Annotated in this window: 5 protein-coding genes and 1 pseudogene; 2 read left to right on the forward strand and 4 right to left on the reverse strand. The window is 41.1% G+C overall.

All coding sequences use genetic code 11. The features are described from left to right. Positions 1 to 307, forward strand: a pseudogene (locus tag ABZB17_RS16360) (cell filamentation protein Fic); the annotation flags it as partial. Positions 308 to 539: 232 nt separating this feature from the next. Here ABZB17_RS16360 and ABZB17_RS16365 read toward each other — a convergent pair. The 4 genes from ABZB17_RS16365 to ABZB17_RS16380 all read right to left on the reverse strand — a co-directional run bounded on the left by ABZB17_RS16365 (position 540) and on the right by ABZB17_RS16380 (position 8,184). Then, the gene (locus ABZB17_RS16365) at positions 540 to 1,757 is read right to left on the reverse strand and encodes a hypothetical protein (RefSeq protein WP_372651629.1); all 1,218 of its coding nucleotides are present in this window, start codon (positions 1,755 to 1,757) and stop codon (positions 540 to 542) included. A gap of 21 nt (positions 1,758 to 1,778) precedes the next feature. Continuing rightward, entirely contained in the window at positions 1,779 to 3,302 is a 1,524-nt protein-coding gene (gene nrfA, locus ABZB17_RS16370; RefSeq protein ID WP_372651631.1) for an ammonia-forming cytochrome c nitrite reductase, read from the reverse strand. A gap of 9 nt (positions 3,303 to 3,311) precedes the next feature. After that, positions 3,312 to 3,938: a cytochrome c nitrite reductase small subunit gene (nrfH, locus tag ABZB17_RS16375; RefSeq protein ID WP_372651633.1), complete on the reverse strand. Its 627-nt coding sequence runs from the start codon at positions 3,936 to 3,938 to the stop codon at positions 3,312 to 3,314. A gap of 343 nt (positions 3,939 to 4,281) precedes the next feature. Next, the gene (locus ABZB17_RS16380; protein ID WP_372651634.1) at positions 4,282 to 8,184 is read right to left on the reverse strand and encodes a response regulator; all 3,903 of its coding nucleotides are present in this window, start codon (positions 8,182 to 8,184) and stop codon (positions 4,282 to 4,284) included. A 404-nt stretch (positions 8,185 to 8,588) separates the two neighbouring features. On the opposite strand from ABZB17_RS16380, the gene ABZB17_RS16385 reads away from it, so the two are divergent. Beyond that, the coding region (locus tag ABZB17_RS16385; protein ID WP_372651635.1) for a glycoside hydrolase family 2 protein at positions 8,589 to 9,592 on the forward strand (1,004 nt) is incomplete at its 3' end.

Genomic DNA, 9,592 nt, shown 5'->3' on the forward strand with positions numbered 1-9,592 from the left:
AATTGACTTTTACCGTTATTTCGATATAACTCCTCAAGCAGAATTTCTTTACGATTGCGTAATCGATACCATTGAAAATATTATACCTTCGGAAGTATCCTATCTTGGGCATTACGATGAATTCAAACGTTTTGTAGATGATGAATTTGAAATGCCTGATAAAATGGTAGCAATATTGGTTCGGTTCTTAGAACAGAACAACGGAGAACTATCTAAACGAGCCAGAGAAAAAGAATTTGAAGCTTTATCCGAAACCGAAATTAATCAGATTGAAATAAGGTATAATGAAATATTCAAAACACAGTAATTAATACCAAAATAAACGTAAAAACAACGTTGGTGAACGATTCGGTTAACACTCAAGTCGCCCCTTTCATAAACATCTGATTTAATGCCCAATACCAACATTATTCGACTCCCCTCACTCCACAATCTAACAGATCAGTTGCAAAAAACAATAAAGCACTAACGTACAAACCGTTAATGCTTTATTGTACTTTATCACATCATAGAATAAATACTCTTCTATTCTCGCTAAGCTATTTTATAAACGATGGTGTAACGGATAACATCAGGTAAGCCCAGTGCTGCCCAACAGAACTATCGCCACCTTTCAGAATTTCCATCGAATCGCCTGCAAACATCGTTGAATATCCAAGCGTAATTGAGGTGAACGGATTTACAATCCATTTACCGGATAGATCAAGCTCGGTACCCAAATAGCTGGAAGCGTCGGGAGCAACTTCCGCTGCAGCTCCAAAATAATGCAGATGCGCATCAAACACAAATTGATCTTTCGTGTACTTGTATTTCAAATAAATATCGTTTAATCCCACCGAACCGATATGGCTGCCAACATAAAAATAATCCATAAAACCATTGAATTTGTGGTTGGTGCCATAAAGTGGCGCAAACGATTTATATTTCTCCGTTTCGTTGTAATCGGTTCCTGAAAGACGTTCATATCCTGCAACAAAGTTTTTATACGCCGCTTCAAACAATACGTTCAACGCACTGATCTTAGTATCCGAAACGTGTTTCCCGGTTTGCCAATAAAGATTTCCGGCCAGCTTTACCTCTTCAACAAGCGTGGTATATCTTCCTCCAATGGTCTGGCCGTATCGGTTTTTCTGTTCATCTGCCTGCATATACGGAACACCATTATTCAAAAGCATCAAACTCAGTGCACTGTTCTCCCAGCTTTTATTAAACCATATGAACTGAAGATCTTTGTAAGCATCGGGACCATTGTAAATGTTATTGGTAATATCGTTGTTTTCGTTATGCGCAACACCAAAATGTAGTTTAATATCGTCTTCGTATTTAAAAATGGCCATATCGTGCGAGCGTGCCTGTTGCGCCCAACCCACGTTTCCGAAAATACGATGGTCGTCGTAAACCACTTCCTGCCGTCCGGCTTTTAACGAGAACTGTGGCGAAAATAACACCTCGGCCCATGCCTCGTGTACCGAAAGCGCATAATCTTCGTTCCCCACCAATTGCGGCTGACTCCCCCATTGCCTTACATCTTGCAATACAAGGCTGGTAATAATGTATTCGTTTTTGAACATGGCATTTAGCCGTGTACGTTGCGAAGTGATCAACGATGCTTTTTGGTCTTCAATGGCAAGCGACTTATAACCACGGCTTAATTCGGTTCGTGGCCGGTATTCTCCTGTTAGTGAAAACTGTGCTTTTGCAGCAAAAGAAACACACATAATCACCAGTACCAAAACGGTAATTCCGGAATTCTTCATAATCTTCGGGTTTAGCTTTTATTATTCCTGCAGCTTTACAACGGCATCGTAAGTTTTCTCACGTTCTTCCGCTTCTTCCATCCATTTTGGCACGATGGTTTTCAGGAAATCCTGCTTCTCTTCGTTCAGTTTTTCCATATCCAGGCCGATAAACTCCTGTGCTTTTGCTTTGCTTGCAATATCGGGATATGGAATAGCCTTGTTAAATCCAAGATCGGCCAGTAAACGTGCCAACTCAATGCGTGTATCCTGGGCAATGGTAATTCCGGTTGAAATTACACGCCCCACTTCAACAGGCGAATGGAACGATCCTCCATGACTGGCAGCAGCATAATCCCAGCGCCACTGTGCATGTCGTATTCCCATCAGGATATTTTTCATCTGAGTTTCGTCGGCACCCAAATCCCAGGCTTTTTTGGCCTCAACATGGGCACGAACCAACAATTCTTCCAGCTTGTCACGGTTTTCGATAATTTTATCCTGGCGTTCATAAACATTAGCCAGCAAAGTTCCTGCCTCTTCGCGGTGGCAAACCTGGCACGAGTTGGCGATATTGTTTAGCGGCGACTGCATATGATGGTCGGTAAATTTCTGGCCTCCCTCGCTCTTATATGGCATGTGGCAATCGGCACAAGATACGCCGCGCTGCGCATGTATTCCGGTCATATAAATTTCATAACCCGGATGTTGTGCTTTCAGCATTGGTGCTTTGCTCATGGAATGTGTCCAGTCACTAAATTCCATATTGTCGTAGTATTCTTCCATGGCTTCAACACTAAATCCGTTATCCCATGGAAAAGTAAGGTACTGCGCACCATCCACTTTTTTCTTGTTGAAATAATATTCAACATGGCACTGAGCACAAACCAAACTGCGCATTTCCTGGTGGCTGGCTTTTGTAACATCTTTTCCCATACGCTCAAAAGCCTCAACCAATGCCGGGCGTGTAATGGTAAGGTTCATCGTTTCATTGTCGTGACAATCGGCGCAACCGATCGGATTTACCACCTCTGCACCTAATTCGGCCCAGGCTCCGGTGTAGAACGCAGCCACACCCTTTTCATTCATCAGCCGCGGTACATCGGGGCTTTTACACGTCATACAGGTTGCCGGCATAGGCCCGTCAGTTGGTTTTTTGGGTGCACCGGTGCGTAATGTATTTTGAATATCGGTTATTGCATAATAATGGCCTCGACCCTGATTATAATCTTTTGAGAAGCCATAACCTGCCCATAAAACAACAAGCCTTGGGTCTACTTCAAGCATGTCGATCATGGTATTGCCATTGTATTTACTCTGAAAGCTGGTATCAGCCGTTCCGTAATAAGATTGAAATTCGCGGGGATAATTCTGTCCCCACACTTCGTTTCGTGGTTCGAACTTACCAATTTCAACTTTTGGAACATTAACGTAAGCAGCTTCTGCTCTTCTTTCAACAATTGACGAAGCCAGCAGGCCAAGAAAGAAAACCACAACAACAGTTGCTAAAAAGAATATCCACGCCAACCACGGGCGATTCTCGGTTAGTTTTTGTTTTGCACTCATGATTCTGTTTTAATTATTTTTTATGTATTGTTTTATCCAGTTCGGAACGGGACTCTCGGGCAGTGGTACCCGCGCATTAGGCACACTCGAAATACTATTTACACGACCGTGAGGTACTTCGCGATGACATTCAACACAACGCCGGTCTTCGCGATGTGCTTTGTGAGCCTCAATATTTCCTACCAGTTTGGGATCTTCCAGCAGTTTCTGATGACATCGTATACAATTATTTTGTACTACTTCAGCACCTTCCTCGTGAATATAAATTACCTGTGGCTCTTTTCGCAAGGTGAAAATTGTAGCGTGGCGCAAACCATCTTTTGCTTTAAAATAATATTTATTGAAGACGTTGTTATGCGGAACATGGCAGTCGTTGCAATGGGCAACCTCACGATGAGAACTGTGCGTCCAGGTAGCGTATTGCGGTGCCATAATATGGCAGTTGGTGCAGGTCTCAGGTCGGTCGCTCAGATATGAATGTGCTTTAGAAACATAAAGAAGAAACAAAACCAGACCTGCAAATATGCTTAATACGAAAATTACAGGAAGTTGCCATTTTTTAGGCGGAAGTAGTTGTTTTAACATAGCAATTGGTTGACAATCTTTTATGCGGTAAATATCTTTTGAATCAGACATAAACTTTGTACCAATTGTTACAATTTGGATATATTGAATATAAATATTGGAAAATTAGAAGCCGGAGCTGGATTAAGATAATCAGTCTTGTCTTCCCATGAAAAACCTTAAAAACAAGGTATTTTATTTTTGGAGACTTTAGCTACACAAATTGTATTGCAAAGCCCATTTTACTTCGGGGTAAATGCATATTTATGAGTGGCAAAAATATGGTGAAGCCAGTTTTAATTATACCAATCAACAAGGTAATTATGCTTTTACACCAGTGAAAAACATCATGCACAATCGGTCCACTGAACAGATTTGAGTAGAAAAACTTACAAAAAACCAGGCACTAAAATCCTTATCCCATCATTTGCGTGGGCGATTTGCCAAAATGTTTCCTGAATACGGTGCTGAAATACCCCACACTGGCAAAACCACAAAGCTCGCTTACCTCTGTAATATTATATTGTTTGGTGCGCAACAAGTCGAGCGAATGATTTAAACGAACCATTTTTATAAAATCGGTAGGCGACTGATCGGTTAACGATTTTACTTTTTTGTACAGTAACGACGGACTTACGTGCATTGCCGAAGCAAAATCTTTTTTCGAGAATTGCGCATTGGCCATATTTTCGTGAACCACTTCTGCCATCCGTTTCAGGAATTTATCGTTGAGTTCGTTTTCTACAATTGCTGAATCATCACCTCCTTTTATCACCTTTAATGCCTTATCTCTGATGATCTCACGGTTTTTCACCAACGAGCGAATTCGCTGTTGCAGAATAGACACATCGAAAGGTTTGGTAAGGTAATCGTCAGCACCTAAACCTAACCCTTTTAATTGTTCTGCTTTTCCGGCCAGTGCCGTTAATAGAATTACGGGCAGATGCGATGTTTCGTAAGTTGATTTAATTTTACGGCACAACTCAAAACCATCCATTTCCGGCATCATTATATCGGACACAACAAGGTCAGGTGTTTGCTTTTCAATCAGCTCCCAGGCCTGTACGCCGTTTTTTGCCAGGTAAACCTGAAACTGCGGCTCCATTGCCGTCTTTAAAAACTCGCGCAAATACTCATTATCCTCCACAATAAGTACTTTCATTTTCAGTGCCTCGGGTTCTTCATCTTCATTCGGCACAACCGGGCTAAACTCTTGTTTTGTTACCGGAGGTTGCAGTTCTTGACGCTGAATACTTTCCTTTTCAATGGGCTCTGAGTCCAGCTTTTTGGTTGGGATAACAACCTGAAACATTGATCCTTCATTCAACTGGCTAAAACAATTGATTTTTCCGCCGTGCAGATTCACATAATTTTTCACCAGCAGTAAACCAATTCCGGAACCAACAATCTTAGAATTTACCACGTTCTCGGCACGGTAGTACTCTTTAAAAAGCTGACGTTGTGCCTTTTTGCTTATTCCTATTCCAAAATCCTGCACCTCTAAAACCCATCGCTGTTCCGAGCAATGTAAACTTACATTTACATCGCTATCCTTATTCGAATATTTTATGGCATTCGAAATTAGATTATCAACAACCTTATCGATAAGTGTTTCGTCGACAGCCGTAACAAACTTCGGTAAATTTGATTTAAAATGAATCTCGATATTTTTACTGTTGCCATACGATTCGAACATCATAACACGGTTTTTAGTGGCCTTCACCACATCAACCATTTGTAGCGAAATACGTTCTTTACCAATGTCTGATTTCTGAAAATCCATCAGCTGCGTTACCACATTTAACAGCCGTTGTGTTTGTTCGGTAGCCAAATGTAAATAATGATGGCCCTTTGATGTTAACACAGGCTCTTTGTTCAACTCTTCAACCGGCCCTTTTATAAGGGTTAACGATGTACGGATATCGTGCGCGGTATTGGCAAAAAAGCGGATTTTCTCTTCGGAATGTACCTTTTTCAGGTTTTCGATATAGTAAATCATAAAAAATACAACCAGACCGAACACAAATAAAATTATAAGTATCCGGAACCACCAGGTGGCCCAATACGGCGGAATTACATTGAGTTTGATATCACGCTCGGCAAGAAGTTGTGTATTTGAACTGTCGTACATTCTTATCCGCAAAGTATAATTTCCACTTGGAATATTTGAGTACGACAGGATTTTGTTGTTGGCCGGTGTTGTCCATTCGGCGTCAAGATCGTCCATTTTCCACGAAAAACGGGCCCCGGGAGATGTTACCCCGATTGGCAGCATTTCAAAGCTAATGGTATTCTGCGCATATTTTAACGACAGTTTCTCAAGATCGTTTAAAGGTTTTGTGAGTGACGGAGATTCAAGTTCGTGAATTGAACGCCCCGAAACAGTAAGTTCCTGCAGGAAAATACTTCCTTTATTTTCAGCAGGTTTAATTTCATTCGGATTAAAAATTAATGCTCCGTTGTTGGTTCCCATCATTAACCTGTCACCATCAAGCACTTGAATGGCCCTTAGGTTGTACGACACATTACTTACAGCAGGCAAGGCGTTAAAGGTTAAAATCGACCGGTCGCTTTGTTTAAAACGGCAAAGTCCCTGCTCGGTTCCAATCCAAAAATAACCATCCATGTACTGAATACTTGAAACAAAGTTGGACGGCAAACCATCATCCACAGTAAAATTCTCCTGTTCGTGTGTAATAAAATCGTAACGAATTATGCCACTTCCTACGGTACAAAGCCAGGCCACATTATCTTTCAAATAAATATCGTTTACAATATACCCTTCTACAATAGTTTCGGTCTGCCCTGTATTTATATCAAATTCAACCAATCCGTTGGTGTTCCCAATCAGTAATTTGTTTTCTTTATAATTCAACAACTTACCCACAGTCATATTCGGATACGACCTGAAAGTTTCGGTTTTAATATCATAACGGATTAAATCTCCGCGAACGCCACCAATCCAGAAATTACCATTTTGATCGTCCATAATCTCGAACACAAAATTATTTCCAAACTGGCCATCGGTTGATTCGAGACTCAGATGTTTTAACTCTTCACCGGTTTTATTGTCGAGTAGATAAACCCCCGAACCATACGAACCGGCCCAAATACGTCCCCGGCTATCCTCCTTTAAGGTTAAAAATACCTGTGCATGCTTCTCGTTATTGTGATAAAAAGATTTCCATTGTTCCGTAGCGTTATTCCTGAAACTGATACCATTATTCGTTGCAAACCAAAAATTTCCGTTGCTGTCTTCCAATACTGCGTTAACATCGTTATTTACAAGCGAGTTGTTGTTATTTGCAATATGATTAATTTGGGTTACAATGGGGTTGGCCATATCCAGGTACGAAACTCCCCCGCTATAGGTACATACCCACACTCGATTATTATTGTCGCGGTAAATATCATAAACACCATTACCTTTTAACGAGCCCATGTTATCAGCGTTCTCTTTCATTACAGCAAGAACCTCATAGCTGTTTTTATCCAGCTCCCAAACTCCTTGCCCATCGATACCAATTAACACCGATGATGTGGTAAAATTCTCGATCGCCAATATTGGCTGGCTAGGTATATCTACAATAGGAGTCAGTTTCTGTTCCGCTTTACTATCAAACACAAAAAGCCCGCTTCCCATAGTTCCTATCCACCAAACATCCTGCAGTTCATCGTGTAAAAAAGAGGATACTGCATAGCTTGTACCTGAAGGAAACATATAAAACGGTTTGTAAACCAATTCATTAATATTGAATAGTTTCAACACATCCTGTTCAGCATAAATAATGTTTTCGGTATCGTACCAGGTCATTGCCGAAACATTATTCACCACAGTGGTTGCCTTAAGCCCATTTTCTTCGCTGAAGTAATACATCCCGGTAGTTGACGATATCCATAAGCGTTTTTCGTGATCGACGAGCATTCCTGTAACACCTAAATAGGGATTTCGTAGAACCCGCGACAAATTGATCAACAATTCAAAACGGTCTTTAATGGAATTGTATTTGAATATCTGCCCGGCATTGGTATAAACGTATAGATTTTGTTGGCTGTAAGTTAAATCGGCGGTTACCACATTGGTACTTTCGTACGGAAGCTGATAAATTCTGACATCATCCTGGGTATAGCGTATAATCCCCATTTTCGACGACACCCAGATAAAACCGTTATCGTCGCCACACACCGAATTGGTTTCACGCAAGGAAATCCCGAATTTGTCGTTGAGGTTATAAAAATGGACGTTATTCTTGTTTTGAGCTATAGATAAACCTGCAATCAGCAAATAAAACAGGCTTAATAATATATATCTTTTCATCCTCATATTACCCTTCCAAATTATTATTCCCATTGCAATGATAGGAAAAAAGATACTACCAAGAAAACAGTGATCTCATACTTCGTTAATTTCTCGCTTAGTCTCTAGCTAAGCATTCAATAATCGGATAGGAGCCGACCGTTTTTTACTTTTTCGCAATTGAATGCAGAAAACCGATAATATGATTCGCTTTTCCTGCATATTTTAGCTATATCTTTTGTGCCGAAACAACTTCTTATCGTTTTGTCCACCTAAAAATCAAAATCGTCCACAAATCTCCTGTTTAAATTTCCTATTTTCGTTCATCTTAGTATTCGCCTGATTTTGGTAACATTAAGATCGACTTCTGATACAAGGAGCTTTTGCGGAACTTATTTTCACTAACAAAACAATAAAATAACTACATGAAACAACTACTGCTACTTCTTACAATCTCATTATTCACACTAATTCAGGGATTTGCCCAAACAACCAAAATTGTCTACCTATCAGGTACCGATGCCGATAATACGGTTGAATGGGACTTTTTCTGTACCGATGGCAGAAACAGCAACTCCTGGACAAAAATAGCTGTGCCATCCAACTGGGAGCTTCAGGGTTTCGGAACCTATAATTACGGCCACGACTGGTCCAACGAAAATATTAAGCTGGGAAAAGAACACGGCCTTTACAAACACGAATTTGAAGTGCCGCGCAGCTGGAAAGGCAAAACCATCAACATTGTTTTTGATGGATCGATGACCGACACCAAAGTGAAAATAAATGGTAAACCGGCCGGCGAAATGCACCAGGGAGGTTTTTATCGTTTTAAATACGACATCAGTAATTTGCTAAAATACGGGCAAGCAAACGTGCTGGAGGTTGACGTTGCCAAACACTCGGCCAACGAGTCGATCAACCGCGCCGAGCGTCAGGCCGACTTCTGGATTTTCGGAGGAATTTACCGTCCGGTTTTCCTCGAAGTGCTTCCTGAAATTCACATGAGCCGCACGGCTATCGATCCAAAAGCCGACGGTTCATTCAACCTTCTGATCAACCTGAACGAATCAAAACCAGACTTGTCTGCCACAATTGAATTATTCGATTTGGAAGGGAATGAAATTGGATCGCCGGTTCAGGCAAAGATGGAAAAAGGAAACACCGAAGTCTGGGTATCGGGTAACTTCGACAATGTTAAAGCCTGGAATCCCGAATGGTCAACCTTGTACAACATGAAAATTTCGCTTAAAAAAGGCAGCGATATTTTGCATGAAGTTACCGAGCGAATCGGCTTCAGAACGGTGGAATTGCGCCAACACGACGGCTTTTACGTAAACGGCGAAAAAGTGCTTTTTAAAGGCGTAAATCGTCACTCATTCTGGCCCGAAACCGGCCGTGCATTGAGTGACAGACATCATATCATGGACAT

Source organism: Draconibacterium sp. (assembly GCF_041583095.1).
In the GTDB taxonomy this organism is placed as follows: Bacteria; Bacteroidota; Bacteroidia; order Bacteroidales; family Prolixibacteraceae; genus Draconibacterium.